Genomic DNA, 19830 nt, shown 5'->3' with positions numbered 1-19830 from the left:
TCCCTCTCGCGGGTGCAGGGCAGAGCCCTTGCCCGTCGGAGACCCGCCGGAGGCAACTTACTGATTTCATTCTCAGCAGTATTTCAAAACTACTTCCCGCGATACAAAGTCGTTCCGTCAGCTGCTGTAAGGTTGTATGCACAGAAAGGAACAAGCCTTCCATCCGGCGCAACCACATGAATGCAGCAGCCTTTTAACCGTTCTATATCAAGAGACCATGCATCCTGAAAAGCCATGGCTGATATGGCAAAGCGCCGTGTTGATGCTTGTTGAATAAACGAATCAAGCTCATTGGACAGTGACTGCGGTTTCTTTTCTTGCTCCGCTGCTGCCCATTGGCTGCGTACGAATGAGCGTGCTTTTTCTGCCCCTTCAGCTGCAGGCTTTGGCTTGCAGTTGCAGGAATTTTTAGGAACAGACAGAAGCTGAAGCGTTTTGTCATCATTGATAATGTAATTGGCGTGGAATGAGCACAACGCATGTTCACAGGTGGGAGGCACAAAGTCCCCTGTTGCGACAAGGTTGTTTGTCTGCCGCTCAAGTTCGTCAGCCAGCTCCGGAAGCGTGATGCGTTCTGCATCCGCAGGCGCAACTGGATAGCGCCCAAAATAACTTATTGGCTGAAAATGAACACCGCGTACTGCTGGTGCGTGATCTATGGCAAAGCGGATAATATCGCCCACTTCATCTTTGTTGATGACGGGCGAAATGACCGGTACGAGCACGATGCCGATGTTTGCTTTTGCAAACGCTGCAATTGCTTTTGCTTTGATTTCTCGAAGATCAGCATTGCGGAACGCTTTCCACGTTGATTCGCGTAATCCGTCAAATTGCAGGAATACGGAATCAACACCTGCTGCCGCAAGCTTCGCGACATATTCAGGATCTTGTGCAGCACGAACTCCGTTGGTGTTGATTTGCACAAACGGGAACCCGATGCGTTTTGCCTCTGCAACGAGTTCAGGAAGATCATCGCGTACTGTCGGTTCCCCACCGGAAAATTGTAGATTGCACCCGCCTGTGGTGCGCATGGTGGTTTCGAGCAGCTGAATGAGTTCTTCTTTGGTTGGGTCTTTCGGGGTGGACGGCTTTCCTTTGTTGTCTGCTGATGCAAAGCAGACAGGGCAGGAGAGGTTACAATTCCATGTCACTTCAATAAGCGCCATGCAGCTGTGCTGACGGTGATCTTCGCATAGACCGCAGTCGAAAGGGCAGCCTTTGTCGACAGATGTTGAAACAGTAGGCGGTGTGGATGGAATTTTAGGGCGTAACCAGTTTTTAAAGGCCGTTGCCATGTGAGTTGAACGCCAGACAGGAGTTGAGAATGCGCCGTGTTGCGGACAGTGTTTTACAAGGCGGGTTTCTTCCCCTTTGGTGACACGCATAGCAGGAATACGCTGAAGACACTGAGGGCAAACGCTTTCGGTATGGGAAATGTGATCAGACATAACTACTCTTTTAATGCAGAAATATCGTAGTCGTATTCGGCAAGTAGAGATTCAATATAGGAGAATGTTTCCGCAAGCAGGGAACCACATTTTGAGGTGTCCGGCAGGGGGGAGTCGCAGGTTTCTCCAAGAATTTGACCACAGGAAATGCCGCCATACTGCTCTGTTGTTTTTTGTGTAAACCAGTCTATGAATGACTCGAGCAGAAGAGGAAGATGTTCGTTCTTTTCTTCAGTTTCAGCGTCGTGCCCCGCGTATAAACCTAGAAGCAATGATCCGCCTGTAAGCAGACCACATGTTCCGTTACAACCGGACATACCGCTGCATAATCCTTCCGCTGCTCTTAGGAGTGGTGGATTTTCAATGCCTGAAAATTCGAGCGCCATACCGACGAGAATTTGGCTGCAACAGTATCCCTTGCTAGACCATTGAAGCAATTGCAGTTGGATGTCGGAAAGCATGTGTTATTCCTTTTTGACGGCTTTGATTTGTATGTACCCAATACTTTTATCGTATGATGCAGTGCGGCTTTGGGCAGTGTTTGTGTTGCCTTGGCAGCAGGATGCAATGCCCGAAAAAATAAGCTTTGCTGTGAGCTCTTTAAGCTCTTTTGTGCAGTCTGTGCTGCATGTGTGTGTAAACCCTGCCTTCATAAGCACGGCAAAAAGTTGTTTAAGCTCTATCGGTGAACTGCTACATCCTTCAACTACACATGAAGAACTGGAGCGTTCAGCGCGGGCGACCTCTTGCGGTAAGTCACAATAGGTTGTTGGAGCAGAAAGCCCGACGTTTTTTCCGCGTCTGTAAAGATCGGACAAAACAAGTGTGCCGCCTGCACAGAGTACACGTGAAAATTCTAGGATTGATGTTTCCAAAGAGCTGCTGAGGGAGAGTACGCAATCACAGTTAACAATGTGAAATGCAGCGTTGGGAAAAGGAAGCTGTTCAACTGTTCCCTGCACCACAGGAATGTGTCTTTCCTGAGTTTGCAGCGTATTCTGAGCGGAAAGATCAAGTCCGGTGACGTGGACTCCATATTCTTGTTGGAGAAATTCGCCTGTGACTCCAGTGCCGCATCCTGCATCCAGAATACGAGTGGAAGGCGAAAGCTTCAATCCATCGTAGGCCTTGCGGGTAAGCGCGAGACCACCGGGGCGAAGTGCGCCATCCTCCAATGTTGCCATAAGAGGATGCTGCCAAAGCGGAGTACTCATTTGTCTTCCAGTAAACTTTCCACTTCTGCCATTTTTTCTAAGGCAAGAGATTCAGGTATAAGTACGTATCCACATGCTGGACATACTGGTAATTCAACCGAAAATTTACTTTCAAGATACACCAGGTCTACAGCTTTGAAGACAAGCTGCTCGTTACACTGGGTGCATTTCCAATGTGAATAATCGTCGTGTAAAACTTGTAACGTTTTCATGGCGTGCTCTTATTTAGGAGGAATAATCTGCATACGATGCGACCATACATTGTGGATCAAATATCCACTTTCATCCTTCGTGTATTCCATCCAGTACGTAACACTTACCGGCCGGAAGCTGGCAGCGTGAAGCTGGCTTTCTGTGTTGAATAAACTTTCATCGGTTGCTTCAACATGGTCTACAACTTTGCGGATGTCGCTTCGCAGAATACGACGCTCTTCCATGTTGGCCGCAGCCTGTTCTGTGTATGTGATTACTGGCGCATTTTCTTCCGCTGGAGATTCTGCCTCGTTCCATAAGGTTGTGAGCAGGTGTTCTTTAAGACGCATACGATTTTCGCGACGTTCAGAAAAGCCTGTAACAGGAACAGCGGCAGGGTCGGCATTGCAGCATGTGAGCGCAGGGTTACTTTCAGGGAAAAGGATATCCAGTAGATGGATTGTGCGTTTGCCTGTTCTGGCAAGCATATCACGACACATGGCGCAGTAAGTGAGCACGTCTTGCTCATCTTCTGTACACTGAGAGAGCACATCCGCCCTGTGTTGAGATGCTTTGCGTGAAAGCTTAGGGTTCGCTGAATCGAGCAAACCACCAAAGCCGCAGCATTCGGTCAATGAACCGGAAAGATGTGGCTCTGTAGTTGAAATTGTCAATTTTTCTGTGATGGAGCGAACATGCGTACGCATAGGCTCGTCATGACGAGTGGAGCACGGGTCATGCAAAACGTATGGCTGTTGTGGTAAGCGTGCTTGCGCAGGCAATCCCACTTCTTCCATAACCTCCCACAATGAGCGCGTTGGAATCTGCGGCAGCAGTTCTGCAAACATTGTTGTGCATGTCGGACAGCCGGTAATCAGCTGCGGTTTTCCCATGGCTTCCCATTGTTGAAGGATCTGAGCAGTTGTTGTTTCCGTCAGCTCTTTTTGCCCCGACCAGTGTGCAGGGGCTCCGCAACAGTGGATGAATAATCCTACAGGCTCTTCGAGAGATGCCCGTAAGTATGCATAGGTACTTTCAACCAGATGGGGTGATATTGCAGGAAGCTGGCATCCCGGGAAAAAAGCGTACGTGCTAGTGGAAGCGGAAGGTGCATTCTTTGCGATCCTACCCGCGGTATTGGCAAACGCCATATCGCGGATTGCAAATTCATGTGCAGAAGATGGCATTGTGGAAGCTGCCACCATCTCTTGTCGAGCTGACAGGCAGAGGTTCTGAACTGCAAAGTCTTCAGGGCAAATTTCTTCACATAAGCCACACAACATGCAGGAGTTGATCATTTTGTTAGCATGTCGTGTACCCATGATGATCGCGGCATTGTTATAGATCTGCCGCGCGTATACCTTCGGATAGCTTTTGAACTCTGCCAAATACACACAGTTGTTTACACACTGCATGCATTCGCATTGTATGCACCTTCCGGCTTCCAGCATAGCTGTCGCTTCATCATATCCCTCATCACCTGCAGGAAGTTGTGGAAGTGAGGAGACAGTGGAGACTGCGGTTTGCAGTCGGGACCCGTACGATCCTTCCATGTCTCGACCTGCAGTGAGGGATACATTTTGTATAGACCGTTCCGCAGATAATGCTAACGTTCTGCCAAGGGCAATACGTTCTATCGTGGTAGCAATACAAGGGGACGGAACGGAGAATACGGAGGAAATATTTGTTTGTAATATTTTAGGATCACTTAGTTCGCACGCATATTGATCTGCAACTTCCGGTGATGCTAACAACACGGCATCCCATTCGGCGCAAGCTTTGGTAAGATCTGCTGGTGGTTCTTCATTGGAGAAAATGACACCAAGTTTTTCCATTGCCTGTTCATGCTGTGCAAATGCGTCCTCAGGAATACGGGACGCAATGTCGTCGTATGCTTCAGTAGAGAGAATGGTTGGGCTGATGCCCTTTTTAGCTAGATCCCACGCGGCTGCTAACGCACTAAGTCCGCCGCCAAGAATGAGAACGCGTTTTCCTTTGGACGGAAGAGGGCGCACAGGCGGGTTCTTGGTTGCATTGGCTGCACAACATCGCTCAAGTTCCGGCATATTAATGCTGCCGCCAAGGTCTTTACGCAGGCATGTTTCCATACATGAGCCGTCGCATAAGTTGGCAGTAATATGCGGCATAGGCATGCTTTTATACAAAACAGCCCATGCTTCATTAATTTTACCCGCAGCAAATTTTTTGCAAAAGGTGCGGACATCAATGTGCAGGGGACACTGGGCTTGGCAGTGTGGCGCTTCTTCTTGCGTACACTGTGCTTCCCATTGGCGTAGTTCGTGTTGTTCCATAGCGCTCTACTAAATACGTCCGTGCTGCCTAAACAGCACGGACGGTTTTTTATTCTATATTACTTGTTGAGTTCTGCGAGTACTTTTTCAGGACGTGCAGGCAGATGACGAATACGTGCGCCACAAGCATTGTAGATAGCGTTGATGATAGCTGCGTGCGGGCTGGTGAGTGGAAGCTCGCCAACACCGGATGCACCGAATGGGCCTTCAGGACGTTTGGACTCAATGAAGATGAGTTCCATATCGTCTGGAATCTGCTTGATGTATGGGAAGCCAGCACCAACCATGGTTGAATGCTTTTTGATGTCTTCGAAGTCTTCTGTAAGCGCAAGGCCGATAGCCTGAGCAAGACCGCCGTACATCTGGCCCTCAACAGCAAGCTGGTTCATGATGGTACCGATGTCGGATGCTGCTGTAATTTTCTCTACGGTAGTTTTACCGGTAGCGAGTTCTACAGCTACTTCAGCAAGGAATACGCCGTACATGTAACATGCGAACGGGTTACCCTGGCCGTTTTCATCACAATCAGTACAAGGTGCTGACCATTTACCATCAACGCGGGTAGGAATATTTTCTGCTACCATTTCTGCGTGGGTGTAAATGGAACCATCTGCTTTTGTCATCGATGCAACCATTGCTTCACCGGTAGCTTTAATAGCACGACCGATTACAACCTGTGAGCGGGAACCACCAGCAGGGCCACCGTTAGGGCATTTGCTGGTATCGTTCAGACAAACTCTGATTTTTTCAGCAGGAATACCCATTGGGCTGAGAGCCTCATGAGCAGTGGTTAAAGCGCCGATGTCTGCACCCTGACCATGGTCATGCCATGTGGTGTAAACTGTGATGATGCCGTCTTCGGTAAGTTCCATTGCTGCTTCTGCAGTATCAGGACCGTCAAGACCACAACCGTAAACGCCGATAGCAATACCTGCGCCGCGTTTAACTTCCGCAGTGGAAAGTTCTGCTGCGCGTTTTTTTGCAGCTTCGTATTTAGGACGGATAGTGTCGAGAAGTTCAGGCAAGCTGTATACTTCTGGGTCCTGACCGGAAGGAGTTGTAGAACCTTTACGGTATACGTTTTTGTAACGCAGTTCTAATGGGTCCATGCCGATTTTTTCAGCAAGTTCGTCCATGAGAACTTCGGAAGCAAACTCAGACTGCGGTGAACCGTAGCCACGGAATGCAGAACCCCATGCGTGGTTAGTACAAACGGTACGGCCTTCACCACGGATGTTATCGATGTTGTAACCAGCACCGATGAACTGAGCGCCGCGAAGTGTAAGAAGGTCACCAAACTCGGAGTAAGGACCGTGGTCAACAGACCAGTCAGTTTCCATACCAAGGAGTTTTCCTTCGTTGTTAGCAGCCATGCGAACGTTCATAAAGAATGGGGAACGTTTACCAGTGTAAGTCTGCTGCTGGTACCATGTGTAGTTGAGGTACACAGGTTTGCCAGTAGCCATACATGCAACGCCAACCAATGCTTCCATTGTAGGGCTGAATTTGTACCCGAAAGTACCACCGGCAGGGTTCATAACCATAACGATGTTATCAAGCTCTTCACCAAGACCAGGAGCAATCATAGCAGCGTGCAGGTGCATACCGATAGATTTGGAATGGATAACGAGTTTGCCTTCATCGTTGCGGTATGCAAAACCTACGTCTGGTTCGATAGGCATGTGAGGCTGACGGCCAACGTAGTAGTCACCTTCAATGGTAACGTCTGCGTCTTTAAAGATAGGTGCAGTTTCGTCGCCTTTGGCAACTTTCTGTACGAAGTATGTGTTAGGGGTGCCAGGGTGAATTTCAATAGCGTCGTCCTGCATTGCTTCAGGAGCGCTCATGTATGCTGGCAGTTCTTCGAGTTCTACTTTTACCTTTTCAGCAGCAGCTTTTGCATGCTTTTCGGTATCAGCACAAACGATAGCAATTGCATCGCCGAACTGGAATACTTTTTCATCACACAGAATAGGACGATCCCAACCATCACCTTTGTTGCTTGGGAAGGTAATAAGACCGGTAATGCGGTTTTTACCTTTAACGTCTTTGTGTGTAACTACTTTTACAACGCCTTCCATTTTTTCAGCTTCGGAAGTGTCGATGGAAATAATTTTTGCGTGAGAAACTTCTGCCTGTACAAGAGCACAACGCAGAGTCTCTGCAGGAAGTTTAAGACCTAAGTCTGCACCGTAATCAAGAGTACCGGTTACTTTTGCAACAGCGGACGGACGTGGGTATTTTGTACCCAAGATGCGGCCTTCTACTGGTACGTCTTTCATCAGCTCATCACGTGTTTTGTCACCGCGCAGAACTGCAGCAGCATCCATAACAGCGTCAACAAGAGGTTTGTAGCCTGTGCAACGGCATGCGTTACGATGCTTCTGGAACCAGTCACGAACGTCTTCACGACTTGGAGACTGGTTTTCAAGAAGAAGTGCGTAGGAAGAAATAATGAAGCCAGGTGTACAGAAACCACACTGTGCGCCACCATGAGCAATCCATGCAAGCTGGATAGGATGCAGATTGTCCGGTGTGCCCACACCTTCAGCAGTAACAATCTTAGTGTGTTCTGCAATGCGCTTCATTTTAATTGTACAAGTACGTTTCAGCTTACCGTCTACAACAACGGTACAACTGCCGCACTGGCCTGAACCACAACCAATTTTTACACTGGTAAGATTCAAATTCTCACGAAGTACGTTCGCAAGTGTTTCATCTTGTTCGCATATGACCATCCGGTCTACGCCGTTAACATGAAGCATTTTTTTTAACATGGAAGCTCCTCTCGGGTACCTAGACGATCAAACAGCGCGATACAACACAAGGCGAAGGTTGTTGATGCTGTGAAAGGTACCACCACATATAGGTTATAAAGCAGGAGGGTTCTACAGCAGAACCAGCCAATTATTATGACGATTTACCAAAGGAACACAGCGGGAAGTGGCATGTGTCGCAGCCGGCACAAAAGCCGCCGTGTCCTAAGTTCGTAATATCTCTACGGGTAATGGTTTCGCCTGCGAGAATGCGTGGTACGATGAGATCAAAGATACTGGCGCGGTAGTACATGACGCAGCCGGGAAGTCCGATGATAGGTCGGCCATCCTTGTAGGCGAGCATAAACATGGCACCGGGGAAGGTAGGGGAGCCGTAGGTAACTACATCTGCTCCGGTGTCGCGGATACTGGCGGGTGTTCTGTCATCTGGGTCAACAGACATGCCGCCTGTTACAACAACAAAATCCATTCCCTGATCGAGGAACGAGGTGATGGCATCTGTTGTCATTTGCTGGTCGTCGGGAACAAAAACCTGTTCCGCAACGCTTGACCCGAGTTCGTGAAATTTTTTACGGATTACAGGGCCGAACTTATCTGTAATTCTACCATTGTAAACTTCGCTACCGGTGGTAACGACACCTACTCTATGATGTTTGAACGGCTTAACCTGAATAACAGGGCCGCCCTTGGCGCAAACAGCTTCTACTTCTTCAACCTTGGATCGATCGGTAACGAGAGGAACAATGCGGGTACCTGCAACAGGGCGCTCTGTCATAACATGCAAACCGTCGTGCATTGTTGAGAGCACAACTTCTTCAATGGCATTAATCTCATGTACTTTTTCAACATCGATGGACAGCAGCCCTTTGTTTGCAATAAGGTTTACTCGTCCTTCAGAAACATCACTTAGAGTGATGCCTTCACCGGAAACGGCTTTTGCTATACGGGCAGCGGCTTCGTTTTCATGAATTTGATTTTCGGTAAGATTAAGCACGTAGAGGTGCTCTTTACCAATATCGAGAAGGGTCGGGATGTCCTCAGCTTTGACAATGTGGCCTTTCTTGAACGCAGGGCCTTTAGCCTCGCCCGGAACGATCCGAGTGATGTCGTGACAAAGAACCATACCAATTGAATTTTGAACTGGAACTGCCTGCATTGTAATCTCTTTTTGCGATTCAGGTTGATAAAAAAAGTAGTGAGTAGGCGATTACTGGTGCTTTTTCTTATGTCCACGGGGACATAATAAGTCAAACATTTTTTTATTAAAAAAAAATAGCATGGGCGTGAAATTGCTTAAGAAAAAATTCACAAGCGAGTGAGAGCAGCAATAAGGAGAGTGAGCGATGCAAGCGAAGAGAGTAAAGTACAAACTGTGGCTGGAAAAGGACGGCGAAATGCTGTTCGGTTCAGGTGGCGCGGTACTGCTTGAGCAAATTGACGCGCTGGGATCTCTTTCTGGAGCGTCGAAAGAATTGGGGATGTCGTACAGAAGGGCGTGGGGACGCTTAAAGAAATTGGAAGAAAGTATCGGGGAAGACTTGGTGACAAAAGTCGGGGGAAACAAAAAAGGATACCGCCTTACAGAAACTGGAAGACGGTTTATTACATCCTATAGAGAAGCGGAAAAGAAAATGGATCAAGCAGCTCAAAAAATTATGAAAGACTGCTTCAACTGGGTTCGGTAAATTTGGGCTCGGTCAGTTTGAGCTCGATAAGTCCTATTTGCTCATAGGACAGAAGCGTTCCCAGTTCATGTATGGTGCAGCACCGGCAATGGTGGTTCCATAAAAGATAACCGGTTTGTCGGTGAGGAAGAGATCGATGGAGTTGTTGGCAAGCGTAGTGCCTGTTATCAGTAGCAGGTCTGCCCATGCTATTGCCTCGTTTGTACTTTCTTTGCCCTCTACCATCACGCCGCGCTTTACTTGTCCGATGTTGTTGGGATCAAGATCGACAAGACGGACTTCAAAGTCTGACTGAAGCGCTTCGGTCATCATTGGCTGGAAACCGATAATTGTGATGCGGCATTTTCCGTATTTTTTTTGAATATATTCGCGAAGCTGTTTCGCACACTCTTTTGGTTCATTGTCTTTACAGTGAATGGTGTTGGTTGTGTTGTCATAAGCACAGCCTACGGCATTGAGTGTTGCTACAAAGATGGCGCGGTTAAAATCGTCGGTAAGCGGAAGGGCTGCAATATCTGCAAGTGTTCCGGAGAAGGTGCCGCGGCTGCCGGTGAAAGCCTGACCTTTGTAGCCGTTGAATGTGGCTTCCATCAGATGCTCTTTGCCCTGCTGAATTGGGTAGTCCAGATCATCGGGCTTACCGATAGCTTCCTCAGCGGTGAGCGGCTTGGCGGAGACGACAATTTTTTCATGAAGAATATTTTGTTCTTTCCAATGGGAAAGAGCCTGCTCGTGGATATTAGCTAATGCCTGCATTCTGTTTCTCGCTTAACGTTGTGATCGGCGTTATGGGTTTCATGCCACAGTGGTGGCATTGTTCATACATGATGTTGCTTTGAGCGGCCTGATGCGCCGCAAGCAACTGTGTATTAAGCCAGTTTGGAGAAAGTTTTCCCTGTTCCATTGCGATAATGGTGTCACCAAGCAGGGTAGCCTCTTCCAGATCATGTGTCACATGGATAATTGGGATCGGAAGTCGCGTTTTTATTTCTAACAGCAAGTGTTGAAGTTTCCGACGTGTTGTTACATCAAGCGCCGAAAACGGTTCATCTAATAGTAGTGCCACTGGTTCCCGTGCCAGTGCCTGACAGAATGCTGCCCGTTGCCGTTCTCCACCAGAAATGGAGTGCGGCTTTTTGTGTTTTATGTGCTCAATTCCAAACGTCTGTAGCAATTCAGGCACGGTTTCCGGCTTTACTGCGGCAAAGAGAATGTTCTTTTCTACCGTAAGATGCGGGAAGAGCGTGTAGTCCTGAAATACCAGTCCGACATGCCGACGTTGCGGGGGAACTGCTATGCCGGATGTGCTGGAAAACCAGACATTGTCGTTACAGCTTATAGTGCCGCTGTCCGGAGTCTCAAGTCCTGCAAGCATACGGATAAGGGTTGTCTTTCCAGAGCCGGAAGGGCCGACAATCGCTGTCAACGTATTAGACGGACAGGTTGTTTCAAGCTGTACGGTAATGTTTTCAAGCTGTTTGGATACGGAAAGTGTAAGCGTCATGACTGCTGCCTCCCGTTGACGGCGTTGATGACTAAGAGAAAGACAAAACATACAGGTACCAGTGCCGCAGACATATAGATGGCGTCATCATATCGAAGTGCTTCAACTGCTTCGAAGATTGCAATAGATGCAACCTGCGTCCGCCCCGGTATGCTGCCGCCGACCATAAGAATAACACCGAACTCCCCAAGGCTGTGGGCGAACACCAAAATGGAACTTGCCACGATGCCGCTTACACAGTTTGGGAGTATGACACGGTAAAACGTTTGGAATGGAGACAGTCCTAAGACTGCCGCACTTTCCAGTAATCGTTTGTCCAGTTTTTCAAACGACGCTCGCAGTGGCTGCACTGCAAAGGGTAGATTGAAAATGAGGGACGCAAATAGAATACCCGCAAAGCTGAATATGAGCCTGTCGCCTGTCAGGCTCTGCCATGTTGAACCGACGGCTCCCGAGGGTGTCATAAGAATGAGCAGCCCGAAACCGAGAACCGTTGGGGGGATAACCATGGGCAGCGTGATGAGAGCATCCAGAATGCTTTTCCCTCTGCATTTTCCAAAGGCGAGGAAATATGCAGGGGGAAACGCAAGTAACGGAATGAGCACCATAGTACAAAACGCTAGTTTTGCTGAGAGGAGGAGAGGCTCTAGCGTCATAGTTTATTCGTACCCGTATTTACTTTTGATGGCCGTTACTGTCGGGGAACCGAGAAATGCTGCAAATTTTTCTGCTGCTTGTTTATTGGGTGTACTTTTAAGAATACATGCTTTCTGGATAACCATTGGTGCTTCTTTCACTGGGACAAAGCATCCATTTTTTCCTTCAGGTGTGAACATGTAAGAGTACGCACAAAAACCTGCATCTGCTGCTCTGGTAGCCACATACTGGAACACCTGAGAGATTGATTGTCCGATGGCAAGTTTGGGCTGAATAGTTGTCCAGAGTTGTTCTTTTTCCAATGCAATCTTCGCCACGGTGCCGTATGGAGCAGTCTCTGTATTAGCAATGGCAATGTGGGTAACATCAGGGGAGCTGATGCTCTCTTTCCACGACTTTCCACAGAGCTTTTCATTACGTGTCCAAAGAACAATACGTCCCTTTGCATAGATGAAAGGTTCCTGCACAAGGTTTTCAGCAAATAATTTTTCAGGGCGAAGAGTGTCGGCAGCAAGGAACATGTCAAATGGAGCACCGCTGATGATCTGTCCGTACAGCTTGCCTGTGGAAGTGTAGGTTGCCTGCACTTTGATCCCTGTTTCTTTTTCAAAAGCAGGAATAATCTCTTGCATCGCGGGCATAAAGTTCGCAGCCTGAGCAATTATGAGATTAGCTGCCTGTGCATTAGCTGGCAGAGATACGCAAAGAGCCATCATAAGGGTAAGCAGTAGTTTCATACGAAGTCTCCATATATTCTGAGAAATAGGAAGTTTGTAACCGTTGAAAATTTCATGACTTTACTTTTGTATCTGCTTCTATGAAGATTGCTTATTTAGAACAAGCACGTCACGGAAAAATTTGAAACCGTGACTTCCCGTGGAGTTGTCATGCCTGAACATGTCGGATCACTATCCCCGCATACTATTTTTACTGTTTCTGATTCGTTGCGATATCTTGAGCCGCAACAGCTTGAAGTTTTCCTCCAGTCTTTTAACGCGTGGTGTGCGGCAACGGACAGGCAGGAGTATGTACGTTCCCGTCAGCGTATGCGTGCATTGTTCTTGTTGTTACGATTTACCGGAGCGAGGCTCGGGGAAGTTTTGACGCTGGATGACAGAACTGCATTTGATTTTTCACGTAAAATTGTCTGCTTAGGGCATGGGGAAACCAAACGGGATGTTCCTTTGGAAACCTTTGCCAGTGATTCGATACAGGAAGTACTCGAAAGTTCCATGGGATACAGTCTTCGCGGACATTTTTTTTCATATGGACCCGGGGTATGTGCGGAGAATTTTTTATGCCCGTGCCATGGATTGCGGTTTGCCGAAAGCTTTGGCAACGCCGAGAGTGTTGCGGTACAGCCGTGCTCTGGAAATGGTGCGCGGCGGTGTCCCGCTACTGGTAGTCAGTAACGTGCTCGGGCATCTGTCCGCAGATGTTCTGGCCAGTTTTCGAAATTATACAAATGATGATGTGACTTCGATCGTCCGCAAAGCGCATAATGAGATGCAGCGTAGGACAAGTGCCCGTAACTCATTTGTGGGGCATGTAGCGCGAGTGTCAGCTGATGGCATAATGGCTGAAGTTGAGGTTGTAACCGAATCCGGCATGTCCATTTTCTCTCTGATCACAGAAGAAAGTTTGCGTACTTTGAAAATTTGTATCGGGACTCCTGTAGTTGCGACTATTAAAGCTCCTTATATTGATATTAGTAAGCAATACGCTTGTAATAATGAGGGGTGCAGGAATAAATTTACGTGCAGTGTGGAACGTATTGCATCAACAGAAGTGTTATCTGAGGTAACGGGCCATCTGGAAGATGGTAGCGGTATATGTTCACTTGTTTCTAAAAACGTGATTGATTCTTTAAATATTGATGTTGGAAGTTTAGTTGACGTCTATTTTAAAGAGCTTTCAGTTGTACTCCATTCTGTATATTAGGAAAAACAACGTATTATCTGGTTACAGTATTTAATGAAATGTGACTTGATCATGTATTTTTTCTAAACTCAATTTTGCTATCTATTCAGAAGAAATGAAAAGCCTTTGCACTCAATGCAGAGGTTTTTTTATTTAAAATTTTACATAGTATTTCATCCAATAATGTGAATTATGAATGTGTATTTATATTTTCTATGTAAAAAGATGATGATAAATTGATAATCAGGAATGGTGAACGGTGGTCAGGGTTTTTGTTGTGCATTTTTGCAACGCTTTTTTAGGTGGCTGACACTCCCACTGTTTATTGTTTACTCATAAAAAACATGGTTTTGAGTTAATAATATTGATTTTCTGTTCAAGTTAGAACATAGTCGTTGGTCTAATCTTACGTCTTAAAATAATTATGAATACGTAGTTGCTATGAAGAAGAGTGTTTCATTGTTTCAATGAAACGTATGTAAGTGTTTGCGTATGCTCGGGGGGGCTTTGATGATCCGTCTTTCAGATATCCGTATTAGACCTAAACTTGTATTTTTACTTGTTTCTGTCGGTGCTATTCCTCTGCTTATTGTGAGTATTGTGGGGAGTAAGCTGGCAACAGATGCATTGATGGAAAAATCGTATAATCAGCTGATAACAGTACAGTCGATTCGTAAAGGGCAAATAGAAGATTTCTTTACGACAAGTTTTGCTCGGATCAGTATTTTAGCAGACTCTGAACGAATTCAAGAAATGATGCGGTTACTGACCAGACATCGTCTGGAGAAAATCAAAGATCACTCTTTGGTCAAAGATGCGCATTCTTTGCAATATCAAGAAGAATTCCGAAGCTTTGTATCCCCGTTAAAAAAATATATCAGTGCCTATGGGTACCATGACTTGTTCCTTGTTGATGCTGACGAGGGGAACGTGCTCTTCTCTCTTGCCCGTGAAGAAGATCTGGGAACGAATTTAAAGCTCGGTCAGTACAGGAATAGCGGACTTGGGAATGCGTGGAAGCGCGCTATTACTTCTGGAAAAACAACACTTGTCGATTTTGCAAGGTATGAACCAAGCGGTGGAGTCGAAGCGGCTTTTATTGCAGAACCCATCCGTGACGAATACGGCAAAGTTGTCGGTGTTCTCATCTTCCAGTTGACCCCAAAGCTTATTACTCGAGTTGTTGATTCCCGTCAGGGAATGGGGAGCACGGGCGAATCGTATCTTATGGGCGTTAATCTGGCTCAGAATAAATATGAATTTCGTAGCAACCTGCGCACTATGGGAAATGGTGCTTTTGTTGTCGGCTATTCTCTCCAGAGCCCATTGGATTACTGGAAAGACGCTGCTGCTGCCGGAGAATCCGGTGGTCATAGCACCTATACTGACAGTTCAGGCCAAGAGGTTCTTGTTGCCTATAATGAACTGAGTATTGCCGGTATCCGTTGGTTCCTTATCTCCAAGATTAATAAATACGAAGTTACTGCTCCTATCAGGCAGACATATGAAGTGCTCGGCATTGTGTCCGGTTTTTTACTTCTTCTTGTGGGTCTGCTTGCGGTCTTCTTTTCCCGTACAATCACTCGCCCGATCATTGCGGATATGGAATTTGCTCAGGCCATTGCAGATGGCAATCTTGACGCAACGATAGAAGTCGATCAACAAGACGAACTGGGTGATCTTGCCCGTTCTCTAGATAGTATGGCTCGTAATCTTCAGGAGCTGGACTGGTTGAAGTCCGGCAAGGAAGGGCTGGATGACTCCATGCGTGGGGAGCATACTCCTCAGGAATTAGCCCGAACATCTATCGCATATCTTTGTAAGCACATGGGCGCACAACTTGGTGCAGTCTATGCGTTGGTCGATGACATGTTGGAGCTGAGAGCGAGTTATGCTTTTACTGACCGCAAAGGTAATTTTAACCGTGTTGCGATGGGTGAAGGGATCGTAGGGCAGGCGGCATTTGAAAACGAAATTATTGTGTTCTCAAATGTTACTGAAGATGTTCCTGCTGTGAACTACGGCGTGGGGGAAGTTCTTTCAAATGCATATATGGCAGTGCCGGTTGCTTTTGAGAACAGAGTTGTTGGAGTTATTCTATTAGGAACTCTCGACACATTTTCGCCGTTACATAGAAAATTTATTGAGCAGAATATTGAAAACTTGGCGATTTTGATGAACGCTGCGCAGTCCCGTCAGCTCGTGCATGAATTGTTGGAACAGGCACAGATGCAACAGGAAGAGCTGCGTGTTACCAACGAAGAGTTGGAAGAACAGACCGATGCGTTGCTTGAATCTGAGTCACGATTGCAGCAACAGCAGGAAGAGCTTCGAGTAACGAACGAAGAGCTTGAAGGGCAGGCTAAGGTTCTTAAAGAATCCGAATCCGAACTTCAGGCACAACAGGAAGAACTTCGTGTTATCAATGAAGAGCTTGAAGAACGTACAAAAGCACTCGAAGAACAGAAGACTGCCATTGCTGTAAAGAATTCTGAGCTGGTCAAAGCACAGAAAGCTGTAAGGCAGAAAGCCCAAGATTTAGAAGTGGCAAGTAAGTATAAGTCTGAATTCTTAGCGAATATGTCGCATGAATTACGCACTCCTCTGAACTCAATTCTCATTTTATCTCAGCTGTTCGGTCAAAATAAAGACGGCAACTTGAGTGATAAGCAGATTGAATCTGCCTATGCGATCCATTCTTCCGGTTCAGATTTGTTGACTCTTATTAATGAAATTTTGGATCTTTCAAAAATTGAAGCAGGAAAAGTCGAGCTAATTATTGAACCTGTCGGCGTTTCCAATTTGATTCAGGATATTAATCGTCTTTATAGAGATATAGCCGCAGACAAAGGAATTAACTTCGAAATAACTGTTGGACAGGATGTTCCGGCAGCACTGGAAACGGATTCTCAGAGATTGCAGCAGGTCTTACGTAATTTACTTACCAATGCCTTTAAGTTCACGCATGAGGGAACAGTTTCCTTATCCATCGCAAGGCCACCTCAGGCTATGACTGATGATTTGGGAATTGATGCCAGCAATGCATTGGCCTTTGCTGTATCTGATGAAGGAATTGGTATTGCCAGCGATAAGCAGACTGCTATTTTCCAGGCATTCCAACAAGCAGATGGCAGCACGAGCCGAAATTATGGCGGGACAGGACTTGGACTTTCCATTTCTCGCGAGCTTTCCAGATTGTTGCAGGGCGCTATTTATCTTGAAAGTGATGAAGGAAAAGGCAGCACCTTTACAGTGGTTCTCCCTGAATTCTACCAAGAGACTGTTGAACAGGCCGACGTATTTGAAAAAATAGACCTGCCGCTTGCAGCAGGCGGTGAAGGCTTTGCCAAGCCTGAACTTGCTTCTACAGAAAAGGTGGCTTGTGACGGGGAGGCTGGATCATCTCGAACGTCTGCGCCGGTTGTTTCAATACCAGCGCAGGAAAAACCTGCTCCGCCGAAAGAGAGTGAATACGTTGAGGATGACCGTGTAGCCATTACTCCGGAATCTCGAAGCCTGCTGATTATTGAAGATGATTGGAATTTCGCAAAAATTATGCGCGACTTCGGTCGTGAACGCGGATTCCTGTGTCTTGTGGCAGAGGACGGTGAAACAGGATTGCACTTTGCGGATTATTACAAACCGAGTGCAATAATTCTGGATGTTGGTCTTCCGGGAATTGACGGTTGGACCGTAATGGAACGACTGAAAGATAATCCGGAATTACGTCATGTTCCAGTTCATTTCATGTCTGCTAACGACAATTCTCTTGATGCTTTGCGTATGGGAGCAATCGGGTATCTGGCAAAACCAGTGACCATGGAACATGTTGAAGAAGCATTCAGCGCGCTTGAAGATGTTATTTCCAAACCAGTGCGTAATTTACTGCTTGTTGAAGATGATAAAATTCAGTGCAAGAGCATCAAAGATTTAATCGGTAACGGTGATGTGAAAACAACCGACGTTGCTACTGGCAGGGCTGCGTATGAAGAGCTTTCCAGAGGCAATTACGATTGTATGATTCTGGACTTAGGACTCGAAGATATGTCCGGCTTTGAGTTGCTGGAAAAGATCCGAATGAGTGAATCTTCTATGCGTGTTCCAGTCATTATCTATACAGGTCGTGATTTGACCCATGATGAAGAGAAGCAACTTAGTAAATACGCCGATAGCATAATCATCAAAGGGGTAAAATCTCCAGAACGATTACTTGATGAATCTGCTTTGTTTTTGCACCGGGTGGAATCAAACCTGCCACATGACAAACAGCAGATGCTCAAGCTGGTGCACGATAAAGAATCTGTGCTTAATGGCAAAAAAATCATGATTGTGGATGATGATATGCGTAACGTTTTTGCGTTATCCAGTGTTCTTGAAGACAGAAACATGGATGTTGTTGTCGCTAAAAACGGTATCGAGTGTCTTGAAAAACTCGAAGAAGTCGAATCAATTGACTGTGTGCTTATGGATATTATGATGCCCAAAATGGATGGGTACGAGGCAATGACTGAGATTCGTAAGAATCCGGAATACGCAAAACTGCCGATTATTGCCCTGACTGCAAAAGCTATGAAGGGTGACAGAAGTAAGTGCATTGATTCTGGAGCAAGCGATTACCTTTCAAAGCCGGTTAATACCGATAAGCTTCTTTCTATGATGCGTGTTTGGTTGTACTAGCATGTGTGAAATTGAGCAGGTTGAAAATGATCGATTAGAGGTAAAACTTCTACTGGAAGCTATTTACTTAAAGTACGGGTATGATTTTAGAAAATATGCAAGTGCCCATACAAAGCGCAGGCTGGAACATAGGCGTACGCTTGAAGGGTTGCCTAATATGGCAGCAATGCAGCATTTGCTTATACATGATGAATCATTTTTCAACAGATTACTTTTGGATTTGTCGATTAATGTGACTGAAATGTTTAGAGATCCTTGGTTCTACAAGAAAGTTCGGGAGTTTGTGGTCCCGTATCTGCAAACGTACCCGTTTGCTAAAGTTTGGCATGCAGGCTGCTCCGCCGGACAGGAAGTCTATTCTATGGGCATTGTTTTGCGGGAAGAGGGCATGAAAGAGCGTGTGCAAATGTACGCAACAGACTTTAACGAACTGATTTTAGCCAAGGCTAAGGATGGCATTTACCCCATGAATTTGGTGCGCGAATATACCGCAAATTACCAGCAGGCTGGGGGCAGCAGTTCTTTTTCAGATTATTACACTGCGGACTACGACAATGTTGTTATGAAGAGATTTTTAAAAGAACAGGTTCTTTTTTCTTCACACAACCTTGTGACAGATGGCGTGTTTGGAGAAATGAACGCTATTTTTTGTCGCAACGTTCTTATCTATTTTAATAGAGATCTACAAAATAGAGTGCTGAACTTGTTTTACGAAAGCTTATGTCCGGGGGGATTCCTATGCCTTGGGTCAAAGGAAAATATTAAGTTTTCAGACGTAGCACATAAGTTCGAAGTGGTTGCCGAACGTGAGAAAATTTATCGTAAAAAACGCATGTAATTACTCACTAGGATAGTAGATGGAGAAGAGCACACGGAAATATGAAGCTATTGTTATAGGAACATCTGCAGGGGGGCTCACCGCTTTGCACCGTGTTTTTTCTCAACTGGATGAAAAGTTTCGACTGCCTATTCTTATTGTTCAGCATGTCAGTCCGAATTATGAAAGCCGATTACCAGTTTTGCTTAGTCAGTACGGCACGGGCTTAGTGCGGGAAGCTGAGGACAAGGATCAAGTTAGAGAAGGTAACGTATATATTTCTCCACCTAATTATCACCTGTTAGTGGAGCCGGACAAAAGTCTTGCGTTGTCTGTGCAGGACAGGGTTAATTTATCGCGACCATCCATTGATGTTTTATTTGAGACTGCGTCAGAAGCATATTGCGAATCGCTTGTGGGAATTATTCTGACAGGAACAACTTCTGACGGTGCCAATGGATTGTCTACAATACAAAAACGCTGCGGTCTTACCATTGTTCAATCTCCGAAATCTGCGGAGTTTGATACAATGCCGAGGGCTGCACTTGCGGCTTCAAGTCCAGATTTTATTCTTCCCTTGAATGAAATCGGGCTATTTATGAATTCACTTAGTAATAGAGGATAACC

17 protein-coding genes are annotated in these 19830 nt (G+C 46.3%); 6 read left to right on the top strand and 11 right to left on the bottom strand.

The annotated features are described in order from the left end of the window. Nucleotides 1-89 precede the first annotated feature (89 nt). The 7 genes from trsS to MKHDV_RS16475 all read right to left on the bottom strand — a co-directional run bounded on the left by trsS (nt 90) and on the right by MKHDV_RS16475 (nt 9099). Nucleotides 90-1448, bottom strand: coding sequence for a radical SAM (seleno)protein TrsS (trsS, locus tag MKHDV_RS16505; protein WP_160717253.1), 1359 nt, complete (start codon nt 1446-1448; stop codon nt 90-92). 2 nt (nt 1449-1450) lie between these two features. Continuing rightward, entirely contained in the window at nt 1451-1909 is a 459-nt protein-coding gene (locus MKHDV_RS16500; protein WP_160717251.1) for a DVU_1555 family C-GCAxxG-C-C protein, read from the bottom strand. 3 nt (nt 1910-1912) lie between these two features. Next, complete coding sequence (gene trsM / locus MKHDV_RS16495; RefSeq protein ID WP_160717250.1) at nt 1913-2662, bottom strand: DVU_1556 family methyltransferase; 750 nt, start codon at nt 2660-2662, stop codon at nt 1913-1915. After that, the gene (locus MKHDV_RS16490; RefSeq protein ID WP_160717248.1) at nt 2659-2874 is read right to left on the bottom strand and encodes a DVU_1557 family redox protein; all 216 of its coding nucleotides are present in this window, start codon (nt 2872-2874) and stop codon (nt 2659-2661) included. The genes trsM and MKHDV_RS16490 overlap by 4 nt, the downstream gene beginning before the upstream one ends. Before the next feature lie 9 nt (nt 2875-2883). Further along, nucleotides 2884-5166 (bottom strand): pyridine nucleotide-disulfide oxidoreductase/dicluster-binding protein, encoded by a 2283-nt coding sequence (locus MKHDV_RS16485; RefSeq protein WP_160717246.1) that lies wholly within the window; start codon nt 5164-5166, stop codon nt 2884-2886. A gap of 59 nt (nt 5167-5225) precedes the next feature. Further along, complete coding sequence (locus MKHDV_RS16480; RefSeq protein WP_160717244.1) at nt 5226-7943, bottom strand: molybdopterin-dependent aldehyde oxidoreductase; 2718 nt, start codon at nt 7941-7943, stop codon at nt 5226-5228. A gap of 133 nt (nt 7944-8076) precedes the next feature. Then, a complete protein-coding gene (locus tag MKHDV_RS16475; RefSeq protein ID WP_160717242.1) occupies nt 8077-9099 on the bottom strand; it encodes a molybdopterin-binding protein in 1023 nt (340 codons plus the stop codon). 187 nt (nt 9100-9286) lie between these two features. Between MKHDV_RS16475 and MKHDV_RS16470 the strand changes: the two genes are divergently transcribed. Continuing rightward, on the top strand, nt 9287-9628 hold the full coding sequence (locus MKHDV_RS16470; RefSeq protein ID WP_160717240.1) for a winged helix-turn-helix domain-containing protein: 342 nt from the start codon (nt 9287-9289) through the stop codon (nt 9626-9628). Between the two features lie 33 nt (nt 9629-9661). Here MKHDV_RS16470 and MKHDV_RS16465 read toward each other — a convergent pair whose 3' ends face one another. From MKHDV_RS16465 to modA, 4 genes are read right to left on the bottom strand one after another with little or no spacing between them, the layout of a single operon-like run. After that, the gene (locus MKHDV_RS16465) at nt 9662-10384 is read right to left on the bottom strand and encodes a Rossmann-like domain-containing protein (RefSeq protein ID WP_160717238.1); all 723 of its coding nucleotides are present in this window, start codon (nt 10382-10384) and stop codon (nt 9662-9664) included. Further along, nucleotides 10368-11132, bottom strand: a complete 765-nt coding sequence (locus tag MKHDV_RS16460) for an ATP-binding cassette domain-containing protein (protein WP_160717236.1) — start codon at nt 11130-11132, stop codon at nt 10368-10370. The genes MKHDV_RS16465 and MKHDV_RS16460 overlap by 17 nt, the downstream gene beginning before the upstream one ends. Next, entirely contained in the window at nt 11129-11788 is a 660-nt protein-coding gene (gene modB, locus MKHDV_RS16455; RefSeq protein ID WP_160717234.1) for a molybdate ABC transporter permease subunit, read from the bottom strand. The genes MKHDV_RS16460 and modB overlap by 4 nt, the downstream gene beginning before the upstream one ends. Before the next feature lie 3 nt (nt 11789-11791). Continuing rightward, complete coding sequence (modA, locus tag MKHDV_RS16450; RefSeq protein WP_160717232.1) at nt 11792-12526, bottom strand: molybdate ABC transporter substrate-binding protein; 735 nt, start codon at nt 12524-12526, stop codon at nt 11792-11794. A gap of 150 nt (nt 12527-12676) precedes the next feature. On the opposite strand from modA, the gene MKHDV_RS16445 reads away from it, so the two are divergent. The 5 genes from MKHDV_RS16445 to MKHDV_RS16425 all read left to right on the top strand — a co-directional run bounded on the left by MKHDV_RS16445 (nt 12677) and on the right by MKHDV_RS16425 (nt 19828). After that, entirely contained in the window at nt 12677-13201 is a 525-nt protein-coding gene (locus MKHDV_RS16445) for a hypothetical protein (RefSeq protein ID WP_160717230.1), read from the top strand. Continuing rightward, complete coding sequence (locus MKHDV_RS16440) at nt 13110-13730, top strand: TOBE domain-containing protein (RefSeq protein ID WP_216846947.1); 621 nt, start codon at nt 13110-13112, stop codon at nt 13728-13730. The genes MKHDV_RS16445 and MKHDV_RS16440 overlap by 92 nt, the downstream gene beginning before the upstream one ends. A gap of 489 nt (nt 13731-14219) precedes the next feature. Continuing rightward, nucleotides 14220-18386 (top strand): response regulator, encoded by a 4167-nt coding sequence (locus MKHDV_RS16435; RefSeq protein WP_160717226.1) that lies wholly within the window; start codon nt 14220-14222, stop codon nt 18384-18386. Nucleotide 18387: 1 nt separating this feature from the next. Further along, on the top strand, nt 18388-19224 hold the full coding sequence (locus MKHDV_RS16430; protein ID WP_160717224.1) for a protein-glutamate O-methyltransferase CheR: 837 nt from the start codon (nt 18388-18390) through the stop codon (nt 19222-19224). Between the two features lie 19 nt (nt 19225-19243). Then, nucleotides 19244-19828 (top strand): chemotaxis protein CheB, encoded by a 585-nt coding sequence (locus tag MKHDV_RS16425; RefSeq protein ID WP_160717222.1) that lies wholly within the window; start codon nt 19244-19246, stop codon nt 19826-19828. Nucleotides 19829-19830 lie beyond the last annotated feature (2 nt).

Origin of the sequence: Halodesulfovibrio sp. MK-HDV, assembly GCF_009914765.1 — a bacterium.
GTDB lineage: Bacteria > Desulfobacterota > Desulfovibrionia > Desulfovibrionales > Desulfovibrionaceae > Halodesulfovibrio.
This window is presented reverse-complemented; position numbering and strand designations above follow the sequence as displayed.

Excerpts from the sequence above, each read along its gene's own strand:
- trsS (WP_160717253.1), bottom strand. The coding sequence starts at position 1,448 with ATGTCTGATCACATTTCCCATACCGAAAGCGTTTGCCCTCAGTGTCTT.
- MKHDV_RS16500 (WP_160717251.1), bottom strand. The coding sequence starts at position 1,909 with ATGCTTTCCGACATCCAACTGCAATTGCTTCAATGGTCTAGCAAGGGA.
- trsM (WP_160717250.1), bottom strand. The coding sequence starts at position 2,662 with ATGAGTACTCCGCTTTGGCAGCATCCTCTTATGGCAACATTGGAGGAT.
- MKHDV_RS16490 (WP_160717248.1), bottom strand. The coding sequence starts at position 2,874 with ATGAAAACGTTACAAGTTTTACACGACGATTATTCACATTGGAAATGC.
- MKHDV_RS16485 (WP_160717246.1), bottom strand. The coding sequence starts at position 5,166 with ATGGAACAACACGAACTACGCCAATGGGAAGCACAGTGTACGCAAGAA.
- MKHDV_RS16480 (WP_160717244.1), bottom strand. The coding sequence starts at position 7,943 with ATGTTAAAAAAAATGCTTCATGTTAACGGCGTAGACCGGATGGTCATA.
- MKHDV_RS16475 (WP_160717242.1), bottom strand. The coding sequence starts at position 9,099 with ATGCAGGCAGTTCCAGTTCAAAATTCAATTGGTATGGTTCTTTGTCAC.
- MKHDV_RS16470 (WP_160717240.1), top strand. The coding sequence starts at position 9,287 with ATGCAAGCGAAGAGAGTAAAGTACAAACTGTGGCTGGAAAAGGACGGC.
- MKHDV_RS16465 (WP_160717238.1), bottom strand. The coding sequence starts at position 10,384 with ATGCAGGCATTAGCTAATATCCACGAGCAGGCTCTTTCCCATTGGAAA.
- MKHDV_RS16460 (WP_160717236.1), bottom strand. The coding sequence starts at position 11,132 with ATGACGCTTACACTTTCCGTATCCAAACAGCTTGAAAACATTACCGTA.
- modB (WP_160717234.1), bottom strand. The coding sequence starts at position 11,788 with ATGACGCTAGAGCCTCTCCTCCTCTCAGCAAAACTAGCGTTTTGTACT.
- modA (WP_160717232.1), bottom strand. The coding sequence starts at position 12,526 with ATGAAACTACTGCTTACCCTTATGATGGCTCTTTGCGTATCTCTGCCA.
- MKHDV_RS16445 (WP_160717230.1), top strand. The coding sequence starts at position 12,677 with ATGCCTGAACATGTCGGATCACTATCCCCGCATACTATTTTTACTGTT.
- MKHDV_RS16435 (WP_160717226.1), top strand. The coding sequence starts at position 14,220 with ATGATCCGTCTTTCAGATATCCGTATTAGACCTAAACTTGTATTTTTA.
- MKHDV_RS16430 (WP_160717224.1), top strand. The coding sequence starts at position 18,388 with ATGTGTGAAATTGAGCAGGTTGAAAATGATCGATTAGAGGTAAAACTT.
- MKHDV_RS16425 (WP_160717222.1), top strand. The coding sequence starts at position 19,244 with ATGGAGAAGAGCACACGGAAATATGAAGCTATTGTTATAGGAACATCT.